Source organism: Streptomyces netropsis (assembly GCF_014203545.1).
Taxonomy (GTDB): Bacteria; Actinomycetota; Actinomycetes; order Streptomycetales; family Streptomycetaceae; genus Streptomyces; species Streptomyces netropsis.
The window spans coordinates 385820-405993 of the sequence record NZ_JACHJG010000002.1 but is presented as its reverse complement, the minus strand read 5'-3'; the positions used below and the strand labels follow the sequence as shown (position 1 = coordinate 405993).

Annotated in this window: 15 protein-coding genes; 1 reads left to right on the top strand and 14 read right to left on the bottom strand. The window is 71.6% G+C overall.

Annotation, left to right across the window (positions count from 1 at the left end; translation table 11 throughout):
* Nucleotides 1-6: 6 nt before the first annotated feature.
* The 13 genes from FHS38_RS06610 to FHS38_RS06550 form a co-directional block, all read right to left on the bottom strand.
* Complete coding sequence (locus FHS38_RS06610; RefSeq protein WP_184731724.1) at nt 7-2679, bottom strand: hypothetical protein; 2673 nt, start codon at nt 2677-2679, stop codon at nt 7-9.
* Nucleotides 2680-2862: 183 nt separating this feature from the next.
* Nucleotides 2863-5409, bottom strand: coding sequence for an MprF family protein (locus FHS38_RS06605; protein ID WP_184731722.1), 2547 nt, complete (start codon nt 5407-5409; stop codon nt 2863-2865).
* Complete coding sequence (locus tag FHS38_RS06600) at nt 5406-6722, bottom strand: alpha/beta hydrolase (protein ID WP_184731720.1); 1317 nt, start codon at nt 6720-6722, stop codon at nt 5406-5408. Before FHS38_RS06600 ends, FHS38_RS06605 begins: the two co-directional genes overlap by 4 nt.
* Nucleotides 6723-6925: 203 nt before the next feature.
* The gene (locus FHS38_RS06595; protein ID WP_229822550.1) at nt 6926-7876 is read right to left on the bottom strand and encodes an endo alpha-1,4 polygalactosaminidase; all 951 of its coding nucleotides are present in this window, start codon (nt 7874-7876) and stop codon (nt 6926-6928) included.
* The gene (locus tag FHS38_RS06590; RefSeq protein WP_184731718.1) at nt 7873-8601 is read right to left on the bottom strand and encodes a spherulation-specific family 4 protein; all 729 of its coding nucleotides are present in this window, start codon (nt 8599-8601) and stop codon (nt 7873-7875) included. Before FHS38_RS06590 ends, FHS38_RS06595 begins: the two co-directional genes overlap by 4 nt.
* Entirely contained in the window at nt 8598-9500 is a 903-nt protein-coding gene (locus FHS38_RS06585) for an NAD-dependent epimerase/dehydratase family protein (protein WP_184731716.1), read from the bottom strand. The genes FHS38_RS06590 and FHS38_RS06585 overlap by 4 nt, the downstream gene beginning before the upstream one ends.
* A 9-nt stretch (nt 9501-9509) precedes the next feature.
* Entirely contained in the window at nt 9510-10223 is a 714-nt protein-coding gene (locus FHS38_RS06580) for a nucleotidyltransferase family protein (protein WP_184731714.1), read from the bottom strand.
* 52 nt (nt 10224-10275) lie between these two features.
* Nucleotides 10276-11277 (bottom strand): SDR family NAD(P)-dependent oxidoreductase, encoded by a 1002-nt coding sequence (locus FHS38_RS06575; RefSeq protein ID WP_184731713.1) that lies wholly within the window; start codon nt 11275-11277, stop codon nt 10276-10278.
* A gap of 144 nt (nt 11278-11421) precedes the next feature.
* Nucleotides 11422-12882 (bottom strand): hypothetical protein, encoded by a 1461-nt coding sequence (locus FHS38_RS06570; protein ID WP_184731711.1) that lies wholly within the window; start codon nt 12880-12882, stop codon nt 11422-11424.
* Nucleotides 12879-14396, bottom strand: a complete 1518-nt coding sequence (gene pelF, locus FHS38_RS06565) for a GT4 family glycosyltransferase PelF (RefSeq protein ID WP_184731709.1) — start codon at nt 14394-14396, stop codon at nt 12879-12881. The genes FHS38_RS06570 and pelF overlap by 4 nt, the downstream gene beginning before the upstream one ends.
* Before the next feature lie 65 nt (nt 14397-14461).
* The gene (locus FHS38_RS06560) at nt 14462-16636 is read right to left on the bottom strand and encodes a hypothetical protein (protein WP_184731707.1); all 2175 of its coding nucleotides are present in this window, start codon (nt 16634-16636) and stop codon (nt 14462-14464) included.
* 861 nt (nt 16637-17497) lie between these two features.
* A complete protein-coding gene (locus FHS38_RS06555; RefSeq protein ID WP_184731705.1) occupies nt 17498-17644 on the bottom strand; it encodes a hypothetical protein in 147 nt (48 codons plus the stop codon).
* A 79-nt stretch (nt 17645-17723) separates the two neighbouring features.
* Nucleotides 17724-18434, bottom strand: coding sequence for a L,D-transpeptidase family protein (locus FHS38_RS06550; RefSeq protein WP_184731703.1), 711 nt, complete (start codon nt 18432-18434; stop codon nt 17724-17726).
* Nucleotides 18435-18603: 169 nt separating this feature from the next.
* On the opposite strand from FHS38_RS06550, the gene FHS38_RS06545 reads away from it, so the two are divergent.
* The gene (locus FHS38_RS06545; protein WP_184731701.1) at nt 18604-19569 is read left to right on the top strand and encodes a 2OG-Fe dioxygenase family protein; all 966 of its coding nucleotides are present in this window, start codon (nt 18604-18606) and stop codon (nt 19567-19569) included.
* Here the strand turns inward: FHS38_RS06545 and FHS38_RS06540 are convergent.
* Nucleotides 19566-20159 carry a DUF4291 domain-containing protein gene (locus tag FHS38_RS06540; protein WP_184731699.1) on the bottom strand — a complete coding sequence of 198 codons (594 nt, stop codon included), beginning with the start codon at nt 20157-20159 and terminating at the stop codon, nt 19566-19568. The two genes, FHS38_RS06545 and FHS38_RS06540, sit on opposite strands and share 4 nt — an antisense overlap.
* Nucleotides 20160-20174 lie beyond the last annotated feature (15 nt).

The window sequence follows — 20174 nt, the reverse complement described above, 5'->3', positions numbered from 1 at the left end:
ACCCGATCAGACCAGGGCCGGACCGCCCCGGGCGCCGCGCGGCTCCCGGAGGCGGCGCAGCGCCCTGGGCAGGGCGAGCTTGTCCCCGTCGGGATCGAGCTGCTCGCTCAGCGCCCGCCACGTGGCCTCGTAGTCCCAGCACGCCTGGCGGACGGCGCCCGGGGACACGGAGCCGACCGATGCGAAGTCCTGCCGCACCGCGGCGAGCCACTGGACACTGCGCGAGACGGGCGACGCGGCGGCCGAGTCCACCGACCGCTGCTGCAAGGCGCAGCTCAGGATCTGCAGGCGCCGCACGATCAGTTTGTCGAACACCTCGACCCGCCCCTCGGCCTCGCCGGGTTCGATCCACGCCGCCTCGTCCAGCAGCTCGTCCAGCTCGGGCAACGTGGACGGCAGGCCGCACCGGGTCAGCAGGACGGGGTCGGCGATCGCGCGCACGGTCTGCAGCAGCTTTTCACGGTCGCGCCAATCGCACCCCTGGTTCCGGGCGACACGGTGGACGCACTCCCACAGTTCCCCTTCTCCGCTGAACCATTGGGCGAGGACGTGGGTCTCGGCGGGCAGCCGCTCCTTTCTGAGGCACCAGGTCTCCTCCATGACCCGGGCGGTGCCGCGCAGGAGCCGCTGGTCGTAGGCCATCACCTCGGCCCACAACGGCCGCCTCGGCCGGTGGCGGTCGGGGACGGCATGCGGATAGGTCTCACGCTCGAAGCGGATGAAGCGGTCCTTGCGCCGCAGTTCCTCCAGATCGGGGTCCTCGATGAGCAGCCACTCCCTCATCAGGGGGTGAAAGCCGCTCCGGTCGGTTCTCGCAGCGTCCTCCAGCTCGTTCACGGCCATCTCCGCGAGGTCGTCCGCGTTCATCTTCCGCGCCTTGACGTGCATCGCCACGGCGTAGACGCATGCCGCGCTGTAACTGTCCTGCCACGGGCGACGGGGCCACAGGCTCCAGTCCCTGGCCCACTGCTTGAGCCGGTCCGGCAGCGGCCAGGCCATCACCTTCCGCACCTGCTCCTCGAGGGTCTCCGGCTGCGCGAGCCAGTCCGGGGCCTTCGGCAACCCGTCGATGCGGTGTCGCACGCACTCGGTCCCGGACGCACACCCCGACTCGCACACACCGTCGGCCCAGGCCAGCCTCAGCGGTGCCCAGACATCACGGTTGAGCCGGAGAGAGGGCCAGGTGACTGTTCCACGCCGGCGGGCGGCGGCGAAGGGATGCAGGCTGACGAGGGGATAGTCCCGGGCCAGCTGCCGCATCTCCTCCTGGGCCGCGCACTGGAATATCATCCGGACGATCTCCCGCCGGGAATGGTCGCCGAGTTGCCGCGCGAGCCAGTCCTTGATCAGTACCTCGTCCTCGGCCTCGAACCGCGAACGGCCGGGTGGGGTGAGTCCGATCAGTGTCGGCCAGTACCGATCGACGAATGCCGGCGTCAGTGACCTGCGGATCTCCTCCCGGGCCTGTGCCCGCCTCGGTTCGAAGGTGTCCTCGAACGGGCTGCGGCACCACTGCGCGGCGGTGCGCTCCGTGACACCGAGCACGACCGCGTACCGATAGCGGGCCTCCAGGAGCCCGTCACGCCACCACCGGTATCTGTGGCGCAGGAAACGGCGCGGGTTCCAGGCCTTCCTGGCGAGTCGGGCCTTGCGCTGCCTGTTGGTGCACCCGTCCAGGAGCATGGCTCCGTAGTAGGTCTCCAGGGCGTCCAGATGCAGCCCGAGTTTTTCCTGCGTACCGGCGATCTGGGTCCGCAGATACAGGTTCATGGGGTCGAGCCGCAGCGCCGCGTAGTAGTGCTCCAGGGCGTCGTCGAACTTCCGCTCCTCCGTGAGTCTTCTCGCCTCCTGGTAGGCGGCGAACAAGTCAGGGCACAGGTCCCTGCCGTGCCAGTCCTGCCAGGGCGGGCGCCTGCTGGCCCGGGTCACCGGCACGAGCGTGGCCATCACCCAGTTCCCGGCCTCCCGCACCACGTCCTCCCACGTCGTCTCCCAGAGTGTCTCGGTGCGACTGCCCCTGATCGCGTAGGAGGTGACGGTGATCGTCACCCCGAGATGCGGCTCCTGGGCCCGCGCGCGCAGCACCCCGCGGACCGTGTAGGCGATCGTGGGCCGCAGTCGGCTGAAGAGCCGCAGCAGGCTCGTCCCCAGCTTCTTCGGTTCGAGGTCGACGTCACCCAGCAGATCCAGGAAGTTGTCCGCGGGGGCCTCCGCCGGCAGGGCGGTCGGGGGATACAGATTGGTTTCCGAAAGGTACTTGCGCAGTTGCGCGGTCAGGCCCTCCACTTGCGTCTCCACGTCCGGGGACGAGGCGACGAGCCGCTTCACGTCCACCGGTCCGGGCTTGTAGGCGTTTCGGGAGAGCATCGCGCGACGCAGCAGGACGAAGAAGGCGATGAGCAGCAGCAGGCAGCCGAGGCGCTGGGACAGCGAAGCCCCGTTCTGCCCACCGGCCACCACGCGCGCCACGCCGTTGAGGCATTGCATCACCCACTCGGCGACCGAGGCCATGGGCTCCGGCCACGACGCATGCCAGGCGGGCTGCTTCCCCCCGATCGCGCGCAGTGCGCCGAGCAGGAGGGAGAACGCGGCACCGGCCAGCACCGCCGCTCCGAGGACGTGCGGTACGGGGAGCAGGGAAAGATCCGTTGTGGAGTGCCGATGTGCGCGTGAGGACATGCCGACCCCCTGCGGCTCGGGTCGTCACCTACCAGTCTTCTACGAATTCGCATCCGGGCAACCTGGGCGATCACGGCTTCGGAACCAGGGCCTGTCCGGCGGATCTTCGTGGGCTCCCGACGCCTGACACCAGGGTGCCCCCAATGCCGCTCGCCGATTCCACGAAGATCCGCCGGACAGGCCCTAGGCGGAGAACTGTCTCATCAGCCGCATGCCCTGGGCCGGTGTCATGTGCGGCAGATACGCCTTGGAGATCGCCCGGGTGATGGCGGGCAGGAAGGCCGGATCGGGATAGGCCATGTACAGGGGCCGGTACCGGGGCTGGAATTTGGCCTTGAAGTTCAGCAAGGACCGGAAGCCGTAGACCGGTTCGAGGACCTTTCCCCCGTAGTCGAGGACGCGTTGCAGCGCCGCGGGCGGCTGGGCGCTGGCCGTGCGGGCCAGGGGGGCGCCGGAGAGGCTGAGGAACGCGGCGCCCTCCTCCTTGAAGCCGAGGGCCGCCGACGCGATCAGGAACTCCATCGAGCCACGGAATCCGCCGGCCCTGCGGCGCATGAAGTCCAGCGTCCAGCCCACCGGGCTACCACTGCCGTAGACCGGCATCCAGCTGGTGATGCCGTGCACCGTGCGGTCGGCGTCCACGGCGAGCAGACAGCGCACCGCCGGGTCGTCGAGTTCGTCGAGGCCGCCCAGGGTGAAGCCCATCTCCGGCAGCCCCTTGTCGGCGACCCACTCCTCGGAGATCGACCGCACCTGGTCGGTGAGGGCGACCGGGGCCTCGGGGTAGGACCACCATTCCGCGGTGATGCCCTCCTTCTTGGCCTTGTTCAGGGCGGTACGGACGTCCTGCCACTTCTTTCCGGTGAAGGCCAGGTCGGGCAGCGGCACCACGGTGTCCTCGGCCACCTGCACCGACCGCCAGCCCAGCTGCTCGGCGGCCTCCAGGGTCGGTGACCCCACGCTGTAGAAGCAGGGTGTCCAGCCGCGCTCGTCGCAGTGCCGGGAGAAGCCGGCGACGGCGGCCGCGCGGGCCTGCGGGTCGCCGAACGGGTCGCCGGTCGTCAGCGCCACCGTGGAGATCACCCGGTAGGCGACGGCGGCCCGGCCGCTCTCGTCGAACCAGTAGTAGTTGCCGTCCCACGTGGTGAGGTAGGAGAGGTTCGAGCCGCCGTGCGTGGTGAGGAGTTCCCGGGCCCGTACGGCCGCGTCCGCGTCGGTGTGCAGCCGGGGGCGGCGGAAGGTGAAGAACAGCGCGACCAGGGCGACCGCCCAGAAGACGAGCCCGCAGTACTGGTAGAGGGCCTTCGCCGTGCCGCCGACCGGGATCGGCGAGTCGGTGAACTCGTCGAGGAAGGCGGGTGGCAGGAACACCGACACCAGCCCGCCGAAGAGCAGCCCGGGGGTGGCGTCCGGGTCGTACTGGTCGCGCACGGCGTATCCGATGCCCACGTAGGCGGCGCACACCAGCAGGAACGCGGCCCCGACGACCGCCGCCAGCTTGTACATCGCGGTGCGCGGCAGCCGCAGGTCGAACCGGTCGCGGGTGAGGACGAGCAGGAGGAGGACCAGGACCGGCAGCAGCATCTGCTCGACGAAGGACTGGACGTACCCCGCGTGTTCGGCGGGTACCGCGCCGTACGCCTGGGGGTCGGCGAGGAAGTCGTTCAGCAGATAGCCGAGCAGCGCGATCCAGGCGAGGTGCACCAGCACGGCGAGGCCCCAGGCGAGGCGCAGGCCGCGGCGCAGCCCCTCGGCGAGGACGAGCAGCAGGATGGGCACCAGCGCGGCCATGATCACGGATGGCGAGTGGTAGAAGTCCTGGATCGCGTGCTCGGAGTGACAGTCGCGGGCGGAGGAGGCGCAGGCGTCCGCGATCTCCTCGGCGGTGGGCTGGATGGAGACGTAGAGGTTGTCGAAGGAGTTGAAGGGGCCGTACGCGTCGCGGTAGAGAATGGCGATCATCGGTCCGATCGCGGAGGCGGCCACGACGAGGGCGACCAGCACCCGGGCCTCGGTGTGCGAGGCGCGCCGCAGCCGCACCCGGCCGGAGCGGTGGTAGAGCGCGGCACCGGCGGCGAGGCCCACCACGACCCCGCCGAACCGCATGACGCCTTGCAGATGCCCCACGTACAGGGCCATCACCAGCGCGAACGCGCCGATGCCGAGCCGGACCCGGCGGCGCCACAGCGCGGTGAGCCGGTAGCTGAGGACCCCGCCCACGGCGAGCGCGCCGACGGTCGGGGTGACGGCGAGGTCCTCGGAGAGGCTGTCCAGCCACTGCTCGCCCGCGAGGGAACCGAGTTTGACGATGCCGATGGCGAGCAGGGTGCCCGTGATCTGGCCGCCGAGCAGGACCGCGGCGGTGCGGGCGACGCCGAGGCGGCGTTCGGCGGGTGTCAGGAGCACCAGGACGAGGACGGTCGCGCCGATGTAGCCGGCGAGGCCGGGGCACCACAGCAGCGAGGTGGCCGGGGTCCACCACCGGCCCTCGGCGAGGGAGGGCAGCCCGGCCCCGAAGCGTTCCATGCGGTGCCGGCTCGGGCCGCTGCCGAGGCTGCCGGTGACGGCACCGACGATCCACAGGACCGCGAGGAAGGCGAGGGTGAACGGGGCGTGCCGAACGGGGGCGAGGAGCCGGTCGAGGGTGGTGCGCCACGGGTGCCGGCTGTCGCCGACGACGGGCGCCTCGGCGGGGTCGTCGAGCGGGGCGGGGGAAGGTGCCGAGGTCATCGGATCAGTCCCGTCTCCCGGGACAGCCAGGGCAGTTGACGCTCCAGGCCGGGCCGCCATACCTGCCAGCTGTGGCCCCCGGGGAGCTCCACCCACTCGGCCCGCATGCCGGCCTTGACCGCGGCCTCGTAGACCTTGCGCTGTTGCGGCCGGTAGGTCTTGTCGTCGCTGCCGGCGATGAACGCGGCCGTGGTGTCGGGGAACCGCTTGCGCGCCATCACATCGAGCGGGTTGACGGCGGCGTAGGCGGCCGGGTCGCCGCCGAACGCCGTGTCGACGGTCTTCTTGGTGCTGCCGAGGGTCGGCGCGTCCTGACCGGAGATGTCGTTGACGACGCCGTAGACGTCGGGGGCGTTGACGCCGAGCTGGATGGAGCAGGTACCGCCGAAGGAGATGCCCGAGACGATCCAGGAGGTACGGGCCGTCGCGACCTGGAGATGGGAGCGGATCCAGTCGGGGACGTCCAAGGAGAGGTAGGACTGGACGTTGCCGAGCTTGGAGTCCACACAGAGGGTGTTGGCGAACTGCCTGCCGAGCGGGTCCACGACGACGACCACCGGGGCGAGGCCCCGGTGCGCGGCGGCGAAGGTGTTCATCATGCCGACCAGCCGGCCCGAGTTGATCCAGTCGTCCGGCGATCCCGGCTGGCCGGCCATCAGCACGATCACCGGCAGCAGGGGGCGGGGGGTGGAGCGGTAGGCGGGGGGCAGGAAGACGTACGCGCTCCGGGCGACGAAGCCGGATTTGGTGCCGGGGATCGACGACTTGGAGAGCGTGCCCTTCTCGGGCAGCCCCGCCGGAGGCCGCCACACGTCGGAGATCGCCTTGCCCGCCGGAACCCGCAGGGCGGGCTCCTTGCGCCCGGTCGCGTCGGCCAGGCTGGTGGTCTTCTGCAGCCAGGTGTTGAGGGCGGTGCGCGCCGTCGGGTACTGGTCGAAGTGCCGGTTGATCTGCGAGGCCCCCAGCAGGACGACGAGCAGCCCGGCGAGCAGGACGGGCACCCACAGGCGGGGTCTGAGCAGTGGAAGGCGGAAGGCCGCGAGAACGACGCCGAGGACGGCGACGCCGACCCAGAGCACCACATCGGTCGGCAGCGGGTCGGGGAAGAGCTGGAGCCAGTCGTCCACGGCCACCCGCAGCAGCCAGGTGAGCAGCACGGCGAGCACGACGGCGACCGGTCCCCAGCGGATCCACCACCGGCGCTGCCGGGAGTAGAGCAGGGCCGCCAGCGCGCACAGCCCCACGACGAGAAGGGTGAGCGGAATCCATCCGCTCACCAATGACCAGTCCAGCGGGCCTGCCGCGATCCGCATGCGTCGCACCACGTCCGTGTGGGGGGTGTGGGCGAACGGGTCGCTCTGCCTTGAGCTACGGCCCCACGTGGTGGAGCCGGGTGGACTTGAACGCACCATCTACCCGTTCACGGAAAATGCTACCTTTCAGCAGATATCCGGCAACCCGGGGTATTCATCCCTCTTTCCTGAGGCGCATCTCTTCTGCGGTGCTCGGCAGGCGGTCAGCAGGGTTTCCGCCAGGAGTCCAGGTCGAGCCGCTTGCGCATGGAGCTGAGCCCGAGCCGCTTGGCATCACGGCAGAACGCGTCCGGCGTCAAGGCGTACTCCACGTGGAAGACCGCCTTGTCCCGCTTCACGAACGGCGTCAGCCGGTCGCATTCGCCGAACTGCGCGCACTCCTCGTTCACCGCGAAGTCGAAGTCCCCCACGAGCTCCGGGATTTGGTCCAGGTCGTTCTTCAGGCCCACCGCGAGCCCCCGGTCGTGGGCCAGTTCCGCGAGCATGCGGTTGAAGGCCAGTTGATGGGCGGCGGTGAGCGGGAATCCGGTGGTGTTGCGGTATCCCTCGGTCAGGTCCGGTTCGACGGCGTCGAAGCCCTTCTTCCGGCACATGTCGATACGGGTGGCCATCAGCGGCCGGAGGACGTCGAGGCGGCGGATGTCGAGCCACCGCTCGCCCGCCCAGCCGTTGTTCTCGCCGAGCAGTTCCTTGGGGAAGGCCGCCTGGTCGGGCCGGAACTTCTCCCAGGCGCCCGCGTTGATGTAGCAGATCACCTTGCGGCCGCGGGCGTGCAGTCCCGCGACGGTCTTCGCGGAGTTCTCGAAGCCGTCGATGTCGTAGACGGGGACGTCCACGCTCATGTCGACCCGCCCGTCGAGCTGCCATTGCCAGCGGGTCCCGGGGCGGGGCCGCCAGCGCCGGGAGGCCGGGCGCGTGGTGCCGGGGTCGGGGGAATCGGCGGAGCCGGAGGGGCCGGAGGATTCGGAGGGACCCGAGGGGTCCGTGGGGTCTTCCTTGTCCTCGTCGGGGTCCGGGTTGCCGGTCCTCCTGGGACCGGCGGAGGAAGTCGCCTCCGATTCCTCGGTATCGGATCCGTCGCCGCCACTGGAGCAGCCCGCGAGGCCGAGCAGGGCGAGGGCGAGCAGCCCGGCGCCGATGCGTCGCGCGGTCACCGGACGTCCCCCGCGAGCCCGGTGCCCGCGCCCGTCAGCGGCGCGGTCTGCCAGGGGTTGGCGCCCTCCCCCGGCACCGCGCAGTGCACGGCGGCGCCCCGCCCGTCGGCGGTCCGCGCCACCTGCTCCGCCCGCTCGGGCGGGACCCCGTAGACGAGGTGGCAGAACCGCTCGGGCGGGTGGTCGGCCGTCCAGTTCGGCACCGTCGCCCGCCGGTAGGCCTCCCAGCTCCCCTCGAAGGTGACCAGGAGGTCGGCGATCAGGGCGTAGCCGGGGTCGGGGTGGGTGCCCGGGTTGAGTACGGCCGTCCGGGCGCCCAGCGCCCTGGCGAGGACGGCGAGCCTGCGGTAGCGGGGCAGCAGCGCGGCATGAGCCGCCGCCTGGTCGAAGAAGATCCCGTCCACGTCGTACCACCTGCGGTGTTTACGGATGTCGGCAATGATCTCGCGTGGTGGCCGGTGGCCGTAACCGGTGTCGGTGTAGCCGAGCAGCCGGACGCCCGCGTCCCGGAGCCGGTCGGCGGCCGCCCGGAAGTCCGGGTCGGGTCGGTGCCCGGGCCCGTCCGCCACGTTGAGCACCACGGCGTACAGCCCGGCGGCGGTGCCCGTCAGCGACGTCCACGCCTGCGGGCTCACCGCCGGGTGGACGTACAGCGGGACGAGCAGCCGTCGCCCGCCGTCGGGGGGCGGGCCGCCGCCCGTGCCGGGGTTCGTCCGGCCGGTCACCGGAGGGACTCCGCCCGGGTGCGGGTCTCGGCCCACAGGTCGGCGAGGGAGTCGGCGAGGGTGTGCCGGGGGGCCCAGCGCAGGGCGTGCGCGGCGGCGGTGATGTCCGCCTGTTGCCACGAGACGGCGGCGGAGCGGGTGGAGCCGCCGCCGTCCTCCTCGATGCGCCCGCGGAAGCCGGCGGCCCGTACCAGCCCGTCGGCGATCTCCCTGACCTGGCGGGCCCGGCCGCCGGCGATGTTGAGGAGAGGGGGCAGCGGCGCGGGCGCGGTGACGGCGAGGGTGACGGCGTGTGCCACGTCCCGCGCGTCGATGTAGTCGCGGTGGGCGGAGAGGTCCCCGGTCCGCACGCTGCCGTCGGGGCCGGCCCGGTGCAGCTCGGCGGCGAGCCGGCCGGGCAGTGAGGAAGCGGGGGAACCGGGGCCGACGAGGTTGAAGAGCCGCAGGACGACGGCGTCGAGGCCGGAGGCGGTCACTGCGAGGGTGCCGGCGAGTTTGGTGGCGCCGTAGAGGCCGACGGGCCGGGCCGGGGCGGTCTCGGCGACGGGCCGGTTCCCGTCCGTGGGCCCGTACTCGGCGGCGGAGCCGAGGTGGACCAGGCGGGCCGCCGGGGCGGCTTCGCGCAGTGCTTCGCACAGCACGGCCGGGCCTCGGGCGTTGACCGCGGCGAGGTTCACCGCGCTGCCGTCGACCGCGCCCGCGCAGTTGACGACGGCGTCGGGGGCGACCTCGCGCAGTGCGGCGGCCAGGCGGGCGGGGTCCGCGGTGGACAGGTCGAGGTGGAGATCGGCGCCGGGTGCCCGGCCGCCGTCGAGCACCCGCGCGCCCGGGAGGGCGCGCAGTTGCCCGACGGCGTGCCGGCCCAGGAAGCCGGTGGCACCCAGAACGAGAATGCGCATGCGGGCCGTTCACGCTCCCTTGATCAGCATGTCGCGGTGCAGGGAGAACTCCCGGTTGGCCCGGTCGTAGTCGTCGGGCCGGCCGATGTCGAGCCAGTAACCGTCGAACTCGTACGCGTGCGGAGGAGTGTCCGCGGCCAGCATGTCCAGGACGAGCTCGTCGAAACCGAGCGGCAGGCCGGGGGTGTAGCGGGACAGGGCCTCGCGGGAGACGCCGTACACACCCATGGAGACCCGGTAGTCCATGCTCGGCTTCTCGGCGAAACCGACGACGCGCCCGCAGTCGGTGGTCAGCACACCGAAGTCGATGTTCACCTTCCGGGCGTAGGTGGCGATGGTCAGCGGTGCCCCGGCGGCCACGTGGGTGCGGTACATCGCGCCGAAGTCGAGGTCGGTGAGGATGTCGCCGTTCATCGCCAGGAAGTTCTCGGGCAGCCGGTCGAGCATGGTGAGCAGGGGGCCCATGGTCCCCAGCGGGCTCTCCTCGGTCGTGTAGTCGACCTTCATGCCCCATTGGGAGCCGTCGCCGACGTAGGCGCGGATGATGTGCCCGAGGTGGCCGATGGCGAGGGTGCAGGTGGTGAATCCCGCGTCGGCCAGCTGACGCATCACGATCTCGAGGATCGCGTGTTCCTCGCCGATGGGCACCAGGGGCTTGGGCAGCGCGGTGGTGTAGGGACGCAGCCGGACACCCTTGCCTCCGGCCAGTATGACGACATGCATGGTGGCATTCCTCTCTGCGGTGGGTGGCGTCGTGACGGTTGGTGACGTTGCGTCAGACGTTGTAGATGCCGACCTTGTACCGGCTGAGGTTCGCCGGGTCGCGGAAGAACTCGATGGCCCGCACGAGCCCCGCTTCGAGGGTGTGGGCGGGGGCCCAGCCGGTGGCGGCGCGCAGCCGGGTGGCGTCGCAGACCAGCCGCATCACCTCGGAGGCCGCGGGCCTGATGCGCGCGGGGTCCTCGGTGACGGCCAGGTCGGAGTCCATGAGCTTGCCGATCAGCAGCACCAGGTCGCCGATCGAGATCTCCTCCCCGGTGCCGGCGTTGAAGGTGCGGCCGACGACGTCGGCGGCGGGGGCGGTGCCGACGGCGAGGAAGGCGGCCACGGTGTCCTTCACATAGGTGAAGTCCCGGGTGGGGCGCAGATCGCCGAGGGTGATGGCCCGCTCCCCGGCGGCCACCTGGGCGATCACGGTCGGGATGACGGCGCGCATGGACTGGCGGGGGCCGAAGGTGTTGAACGGCCGCAGGGTGACCACCGGCAGGTCGAAGCTCGCGTGGTAGCTGTCGGCGAGACGGTCGCCGCCGGCCTTCGACGCGGCGTACGGGGACTGGGTGTTGATGGGGTGGTCCTCGTTGATCGGCACGGTCTGCGCGGTGCCGTACGTCTCGCTGGTGGAGGTGTGCACCAGACGGGGGACGCCCAGGTGGCGGACGGCCTCCAGCACGTTGAGGGTGCCGGTGACGTTGGTCTCCACATAGCTGTGCGGGGCGCGGTAGGAGTACGGGATCGCGATCAGCGCGGCCAGGTGGTAGACGGCCTCCGCACCCGCCACCAGCCCGTTCACCGACCCGGGGTCGCGTACGTCGCCGAGGACCACCTCGACGTGGGACATCACCTCTTCGGGGAGCGTCTCCAGCCAGCCGAAGGAGGAGAAGGAGTTGTACTGCACCATGGCGCGTACCCGGTGCCCGGTGGTGACGAGTTCCTCCACCAGGTGCGAGCCGATGAATCCCTCGGCGCCGGTGACGGCGACGAATGCGGGTGCGGACATGCGGGGTCTCCCTTGTGTGTGATGGTCGTTCACCACGCGTACTCATGAAGGACGTTCATGACGGGTGCCGTGCGGCGGTGCGTGATGTGCGATGTGCGTGATGCGCGTCGTGCGGGGACGGTGGTGCGGGGACGTGGTGGTGCTTCAGCGGTGCGTCGTGAGTCGTCCGAGCAGCGCGGTGGCGACGGCCAGGAGTCCGGCCGCCGTGCCGCTGCAGACGAGGAGTTGGGCGGTGGCCGGTGTGGCGATCCGCAGGAGCTGCGCGGCCGTCTCGGCCCCGGCGGCCGCCAGACACAGCAGCGCCGGGATCCAGGCGACGCCGAAGGCCTGGAGCAGCAGTCCGGTCCACAGGACCGCGCCCAGCGCCAGCAGCGCGGCGGTCCGCAGGACGGTGGGCGACGGGCCGTCCGGCCACAGGGCCCCGGCGGCCAGGGCGAGGACGGTCAGGGCGGCGAGGTAGACCGCCACGCACCGGGCGAGCACCCGGGCGACCCGCAGCAGCAGCCCCCCGGTGGTGACGCTCCGGGCCAGCGCGGTGAGGGCGAGGCTCCGGCAGCGGTAGAGCAGCCACTCCGCGGCGCCCATGCTGAGGGTGAGCGCGATGACGGCGGAGCCCGCCGTGGTGGCGCCCGCCCCGTGCCGCAGGACGTCACCGAGCGCGGCGAGGGTCGTCAGCACGCCGCAGCCCAGACCGAACAGCCCGTACGGGACGGAGGCGGCCAGGGACAGCGGGGCGGGCCCGGCCGGCGGGGCGTCACCCTTGCGGGTGCGCGCGATCTCGTACGCCGCCGCGAAGAGCACGCCCCCGGCGGTGGCCAGCAGCAGGGCGACGCGTACGGAGGCCGGCGGGTCGGTGACGAGGAGCGCCGCTCCCCCGGTGGCGGTGGGCAGGAGGGCGAGCAGCAGGAGCCGCTCCCGGCCCAGCACCAGTAGAACGGTGGCCGCCGCGAGGTACAGCGCCTGGCCCGCCGCGTAGGCGGTGGCCCCGACCGGGGCCGGGAACGCCGCCGCGACGGCGATGGCGAGCAGGGCGCCGAGCGGGGCGCCCCACATCAGGGTCCGCCCGGCGGCGGCACGCCCGCCGGTTCCCAGCCGCAGGTACGCGCGGTGGGCGAAGCCCTGGTTCCAGGCCCAGGCCGCGAGCGCGGAGGCGACGAGCGCACCGGTGCCGGCGGGCAGTCCGTAGCCGTCCCGGGCGCCGGCCATCAAGGGGGCGCCGAGCGCGTAGCCGAAGCCGGGCAGGGTGAACACCATGGCGCGCAGCACGAATTGGCCGGGCTTCACCTGCCACGGGTCGGGGCGCGGGCCGGGTTCGGGGTGGCCGCGCGGCACCCGTGCGTACAGTTCCGCCGCGAGTTCGAAGGCGTCGCGGCGGCCGTAGCGCTCGGTGATCTGCTCGCCGGTCAGCCCGTCGGCCTCCAGGACCGCCGCGATCTCGTCGGGGTGGACGGCCGCCGCGCAGACCTCGGCGAGCTCCTCGGCGAGTTCGTCGAGCGGATCGGCGGCCCACCGCGGCCGGGGCCGCGGATGGGGGCGCGGGTGCGCGGAGGCGAGGTCGTGCACGGGTTCGGGCTCGTCGGGGACGAGCCGCAGCAAGCCGCTCATCCGGCACCGCCCGCCGCCAGGGCCATGACGGGCACGGGCTCCGGCCGGAAGATCCGCTCGGACTCCGGCTGCCTGCTCCGGGCCAGGTCGTGGTAGATGTCGCGGAAGGAGTCGATGGTCTGGCGGAGGGTGAACTGCTCGATCACCCGGAGCCGGGCCGACTCGCCCATCCTCGCCCGCAGTTCGGGGTCCTTCAGCAGCCGCAGCGCGGCCTTCGCCATGCTCTCGGGGTCGCGCGGAGGCACGACCAGCCCGCTGTCGCCCACCGCCTCGCAGACGCCCCCCACGTCCGTGGAGACGGTGGCGCGCCCGCACGACATGGCTTCGATCAGCGTGAAGGGGAAGCCTTCGCTGATGCTGGAGAGCATCACCACGTTGCCCGCGGCGTAGGCGTCGCGGATGTCCTCGACCCGGCCCTCGAAGGTGACGCCTTCGGCGACGCCGAGCTCGGCCGCGAGGCTCTCGCAGGCGGTGCGGTAGCCCTCCCCGCCGCGCGGGGTGCCGCCGAAGAGCCGCAACCGTGCGGCCGGGATCTCCGCCCGTACGATCGCGAAGGCGCGGATCAGGGTCTCCAGGCCCTTGATGGGGTCGACACGCCCGGCCCAGCTCAGGGTGGGGGCCTCCGGCTCCGGGCCGGCGGGCGGGAAGGCGGCGGGGTCGACACCGTTGTAGACGGTGCGGATGCGGTCGGGCGGGGTGCCGCCGTGTTCCTCCCAGCGCCGGTTGTAGCGGTTGCCCGGGGTCACCAGGGCGGCGCAGCGGTAGCTCTCCTCGGCCAGCAGCCGGAACAGCCCCAGCATCAGGGCCTTGACCGGCCAGCGGTAGGGCTCGGCGCGGAAGCCGAGGTAGCGTTCGCGCAGGTAGATGCCGTGCTCGGTGAGGAGGAACGGCGTGCCGTGGCGGTGATGGGCGAGCAGCCCGGGCACCGCCGCGAGGCCCCCGCTCACCGCGTGGGTGACGCCCTCGGCCGGCGGGTCGGCGGCGAGCGGACGCAGCGCGTGTTCCAGCAGATCGGTCGCGGTCAGCGCGTCGTGCAGGGTGGGGCGGGCGGCGGCGGTGGCCAGCTCCGGGCGGTTCCACACCCGGACCAGGGCGCGTGCGGCGGCTTCGCCGCGCAGCGCCGCCGGCAGGGTGCCCGCCGCGGCGTACTCGGCGAGCCGGTAGAAGGTGCGCGGGAAGTGGTGTTCCTCGGCGGGGTCGAGGAGAGCGAGCAGGAACCGTTCGTAGGCGGTGAGGAAGCGGCGCAGCGCCCGGCCGCGGGGAGCGCGGCCGGCCGGGGGCGGCCCCCACAGCGGGAGGGTGTCCACGCTCCGGACGTGGCCGGGCAGTTCCCAGGCGAGCGGCTCCCGGCCGGTGCCGGTGACGGCGATGACCCGGAAGTCGATGTCGGGCATGCCCTGGACCAGCTGGTCGCACCACACGCTCACCCCGCCGTGGCTGTGCGGGTAGGTCCCCTCGGTGAGCAGCGTCACCGAGGGGGTGTCCAACGCCGGTTCGGCGAACGGTCCGTGCATGAATTCTGTTCTCTCCGGGAGACGGTGGGGCATGGGGCGGTTCGGCACGGAGGACACGGGTCGGATCAGCGCCGGGCGGGGACTCCGGTCCCGGGGCGCACGGGGTGGCTGACGCCCTTGGGGACCGTGAGCGCGGCGGCCGGGGGCTGTACCCGGGCGGCGGTCCCGGGCGCGGTGCGGGCGGCCGGGGTCTCGGTGGGCAGGGTGAAGGTGAGCTGGGGCTGTCCGTCGGCGGGTGCGGCCCAGCCGGAGCGGGCTCCGGCGTAGGCGGCGCCGAACGGTGTGCTTCCGGTGCCCTTGGCCTGCGTGGTGCCGTTCGGGAGCGTCGCGGTGGCCTCGACCCCGGCGGGGCCCTCGACGGTCACCGTGGAGCCGATCCGGTAGGCCGTGACCTTGCCGGCGGCGAGGGCCGCGTCCCAGGCGGCCCGCTTGCGCAGCTCCGTGGCGACGTCCCGCATCCGGAGGTTGACCAGGGGCGTGTTGTCGGCGAAGAGGGCGGAGTAGTCCGCGAGGACCTTCTCCATGACCGTGTAACCCAGGCGCTCCTCGGAGAGGTTGGACTGGTGCATGAAGTGCGGCCGCGGGTCGTTGGCCAGGACGTGGCCGAGGGCGATCCGGGATTCGAGGGGCGCGATGTAGGACGCGAATCCGGTCTTGACGTCCAGCGGGGCCTTCAGGCAGGTGGTCGTCGTGGAGTTCTCGCAGAAGCCGCTGCCGCCGTCGGACTTCTTGGTGTAGAGCCAGTTGTACTCGTCGGTCTGCTCGGCGGCCGTGCCGACGTTGTAGTAGACGTTCATGGGGTAGCGGGGCACGGTCAGCGCGGATCCGACCTGGCGCTGGCGCGGTTCGCGCGAGTTGTCGCTGGCGATCGAGCCGACGCCGCTCGCGGTGAGCACGGGGGCGAGTTCGGGGTTGTCGACGTTCTGCTGGGGAAGCGTCTTGAGCCCGGAGTGCTCGCCGGTCACCAGCTCGTCCCGGTCGAGGTTCAGCCCCTGGCGGGCCGCCCAGGTGAGGTTGTCGTTGATCTGGCCGTTGATGGTCTGGCGGCTGACCCAGCGCGTCCTGCCGAAGAGATCGGTGGCGCACTTCCAGGGCACGACGGAGGTGTTCTGCTCACAGCCCAGGAAGGCGTGGGTGTAGGTGTGGTTGATCCAGCGGTAGGACTTCTGATCGGCGACCAGCTGGTTCAGCAGCGGGTCCTCCGCGCCGCCGCGCTCCGCCCTGTACTCCTCGCTGCCGACGCCGTTGTAGGCGAGGTCCAGGGGAAGGCCGTGGCTGTCGGACCACTGCTTGGCGTAGGTCGCGTCGGCGGCCGTCATCCGGATCGGCGGCCTCTGGGCATCGGGGTTCCCCGGGCAGTCGACGTCACCGGGGGTGCACTTGAGCTTGGTGTCCCAGCGGTCGTCGGAGGCGAAGACGTCGTCGACGTGCACGCCGAAGTAGTTGCGGGCGGCTCCCAGGTGGACGCCCTGGGTCAGCCACTCCACGATGCCCCGGGAGACCAGCCGGAACTGGGACTGGTACCGGTTGTAGACGAACGTGACGACCAACTCGCTGCGGCCGTCGTGGTTGTACTGCCCGATCAGCGAGCCGCGCGCGGAGCTGCCGGGGATGGGGGCGTCGAGGTAGCTGGTGTACGTCGCGCCGTTCGCCTGCTTCTCCAGCGGGGTCGCGAGATAGCCCCAGCTCTCGTTGACGGCGGTGTCGTTGTCCTCAAAGGGAACGTTTCTCTTCAGATAGCCGAACGGCCCTCCGGCGCCGTCCCCGGTCACCTGGGCGGACTTGCCGTCCATCGAGCCGCTGTAGCCGGATCCCTGGGGAGTGTTGAGCCCCACGGCCGGACGGGCGTAGGTGTAGGCGTCCACCTGGCGGATGCCGAAGCGCTTCTCGTACCCGGCCAGGGCCGCCATCTCCGCCGAATTGACCCCGAAGGGATTGTCGTTGGGCAGCACCACGCCCTGGAATCTGGCACGCGGTCTGCCGTCCACGGTGTCGCTGAGGAACGCCTCGTCGATCCGCGGACGGCCGGAGTCCGCCAGGGCGATCTTCGTGTACGGCGTGCCGGCCTCGTCGAGCTCGGCGCGGATCGCCTCGGTGGCCGGTCCGCCGTCGTCGACGACCAGCACCCGTAGGTCGATCCTGGGCTCCGCCGCGGCGGCCACGGCGCCGCCCGCCGGTAGTGTCACAGCCAGTAGGGCCGCCGAGGCGCATGCCGCGGCCAGCCGGGTCGTACGACCCATCATGATCTCCCCCCATAACGGAACGGCCCGCGAGAGCGTCGTCCGTACGGTTCATCACGTGCGCGTGGCGTCGATGCCGCCACTGAGCGCACCCCGAATAATCCCCAAGTCCGGCTCCACTGCGGCCTGGGACCCCATCCCGGCCGCGTCCGCTCCTCCCCTGCCGCGGTACGCGCGCCGATGCCCGTACCCGTGCCGCGCGGCCGGAGCCGAGGCCGCGCGACAGTGACCCGGGCGGGTGGCACAGCGGTGCCACACCCCCCGAGAGGCGCACTCAGCCTCTCGACCGCCCAGCCATATAGTGCGCCATGCCCGAAGGCCGCGCGGGGCGCACTGAGGAGGAGCCCGGCGCTCGTCACGGCGTGTTGTCCGGAATTCAACTCGCCCCGGACAGCGGCCGGATACGGACGGATCAGCTCTCACTCATCGGCCATCGTCGGGGTGACCTGTGGCGACATTGGTCTATGCCCCGCTCGTATGCCCGCCGTACGACCGCCGGGCAGGGGGGCAGCCCGGGCATCGAACGGCGACAAGATCGGCCTGATGACGGCTGTCGGAATTGCCGGTTGCGGCGTCAATTCGACGGATGTGCTCGGCCGCGATCACCCCCAACTTCCGTCCGCTACCGGCGAGTCGGGCGGCGAAGTTCCGGAAACCGCGCGACCGGTCCGATATTGTGCCGAGTTTGTTCCGCGATCTTTCCGGGCGCGGCACCGGGGCGACGGGGCGGCTCCGGGGCCGGGAGACGGGGACCGGGCGGGGACCGCCGCGGCGAGCCCCACGCGCAGCCCCGGCCGGACGGCCGGGCGCTGCGCCATGGTCTTCTCGGCCCGTGCGGGCCATGGTCTCGGCCCCCGGCGGTCAGCGCTTGCCGCGCACCTTGCCGAGGAGTGCCTTCAGCTGGGCCCGCTTGCGTGGGTCCCGAGCGGCCCGCTTGCCCTCGCTGATGACCCGGCGGCCCTGGGGGCTCCGGGCGAAATTCCTGATCCGGTCGATCAACCCTGCCATGACCCATTCCTCCGGTCGCTCACGGCCCGGCGCGGCCCACGTGGTTCGAGACTGTGTGTCTACCCACGGACCGGGGGTCTCACGTGCCGGGCTTGCGGCCGTAGACCTGGACGTCGTCGCCGTTGCGGAGCATGGACCAGTACTTCTTCGCGTCCGCCGTGCGCATGTTGACGCAGCCGTGCGAACCGGGCGGCGACCAGACGCTGCCGCTGATGGCGTGGAAGGCCTGTCCGCCGTCGAAGAACTGGCTGTACGGCATGCGGACCTTGTAGATGCTCGACCAGTGGTCGATCGACCGCCAGTAGATCTTCTTCGCACCGGTACGCGTCTCGTACCCGTCCCGCCCCGTGCGCACCGGCACCGGGCCGAACTTGAGGGTCTTGCCGTCCTGGATCCAGCTGATCTGGCGCGTGAGGTCCACGCAGGCTATGCGGCCCTTGTTCACCGGGCACTTTCCGGCGGCGTTCGGGTTGCGCTTGGTGATCTCCGCCTCCATCGCCCGCCAGGTCACCGGACCCGCGTAGCCGATGTTGGGGCGGATGCCGTGCTTGTTCTGGAAGGCCTGGATCGCCCGGCAGTCCTCCGGCGACTGCCGTCCGTCGACCGGCCGGCCCAGGAACTTCTCCGCGTCCTTCTGGTGCGGCCCGGTCTCTGTCGTACACGTGGTGGCCGCCTGCGCGGTCCCGCCCATGACCACCGTCAGTGGCGCCGTGAGTCCGACGACCCCCAGCAGCACGGCCGTTCGGCGTGCGGCGGCGGATCCAGTCCTGTTTCTCGCTCTCGTTCCCATACGGGGTATGACCCCTCACCCGGCCCGGCGGTTGCACGACCGAGCGCCCGTCTTTTTCCCCCGGCGGCACGTGGCGGGATCCGGGCTTGTGGGGGTCTGGGCCCGGTGATTCGATGCCGCCATTCCGGTGAAGTGGTCCCGGTGTTCTCCCATCGAAGGAGATCCACTCATGCCCATGAACTCCGCGAGAAGCGGCAGGAGAAGCGCGCTCGACCTGCCGAGGACACCGACCGGGATCGACCAGGTCTTTCACGCGGTACGGGCCCGGAAGCCACGGCGGATCGTGGATCTGCCCGCCGAGCCGCGCTGGCGCAGCGAATACGTGGCGCGGGACGTCAGAGGACCGCGCATGACCCTCGGGGAATTCGGCTACCGCCGGGAGGAGCTCCACCACGCGCACGGCGGAGTCGACGAAACCGCCACCGTCGGACCCGTACAGATCCTCACCCCGGAGGGCCTCGACCGGCTGGCCGAGGTGTGCGACAAGCTGGAGGGAGCGGCAGGCAGCAGCCGTTTCATCGCGACGCGGCGATTGCGCAGCGCCGATCTCGTGTCGACGTTCATCAATAACATGATGCGCGACCGGACTTTCCTGCTCACCTGCTCCCGACTGGCGGGAGTTCCCTTGATCCCGCATCCGCTGCGCATTCCCACCGCGCAGATCAATTACTTCGAGGGCCGGGGCCGGCCGGAGATCGTGCGTTGGCATCGCGACGGCATGGACTACGTCTTCACCATCCAGCTCAGTGGTGAAGACGATTACGAGGGCGGACGCTTCACCTATTTCCAGGGGCGCACGGATGAATTCACCGGGGTGACCGAGGCCGACCCACGCATCCGCGAGGCGCCGTGCGGGGAGCGCGGGGCGACGCTGTTCCTGCACGGCAGCCGGATCTTCCACGCGGTCACCCCCGTGACGGAGGGCCGCCGGGTGACCTTGGTGATCTCTTTCTTCTGCCCCTACTTCGCCCGGCAGGACTCGAACACGTTCTGGCATCTGGCGGGCGACGACGGCATTCCCGCCACGATCCCGAGCTGGCTGCGCCTCAAGTGGCCGGTGCGCGACCCGGCCATGGACTACAGCCTGCGGGCGGGCAGCCCGGTCATCACCTGGGAGGACGTCGAGGGCGCCTAGGGCCGCAGATGGGCCAGCAGTTCGTCCGCGGCCGGGTACGGGCGCTCCTCGGGCAGCAGCCGGGACGCCGCCTCCGGGTCGCCGTCGCGCACGAGGGCGTGCACCTCGTGCGCGAGCGGGGTCACATCGGTGACGGCGACCGTCCACTCGTCCGCGTAGCGGCGCGCGGCCTCACCCGAGAGCCCGAGCTGGAGGGACCGGTACGGCAGCGCGGCCAGGCGCAGATCGCGCTCGGGGTCCCACTGCACCCGCGTCGGTGCCCGGCGCAGCTCGCGCCGCCAGGTGTCCCGGTCGGGGTGCACTCCGCGCTCGTAATGCGACAGGGCGGCGTGACGCAGCGCCCACTCGAACCCCTCGCGGGTGATCTCGACGGCGAGGACCGTCTCCTGCCCCTCCTTCGTGCCCCAGCCGCAGCGGTACATCATCCACAGGAAGCTGGGCTTGATCCATGTCATCCGGTCCCGCTTCCAGGCGGCGGGGAAGCGCCCGTCGCGCGCCGCGGGAACGCCGATCGCGGGAGTGTAGGCCTGGTAGACGGTGACCGTGGAGTCCGTGTGGAGCGCGCGGATTCGGTGGTTCGGTTCGTGCATGACGACCACAATGAG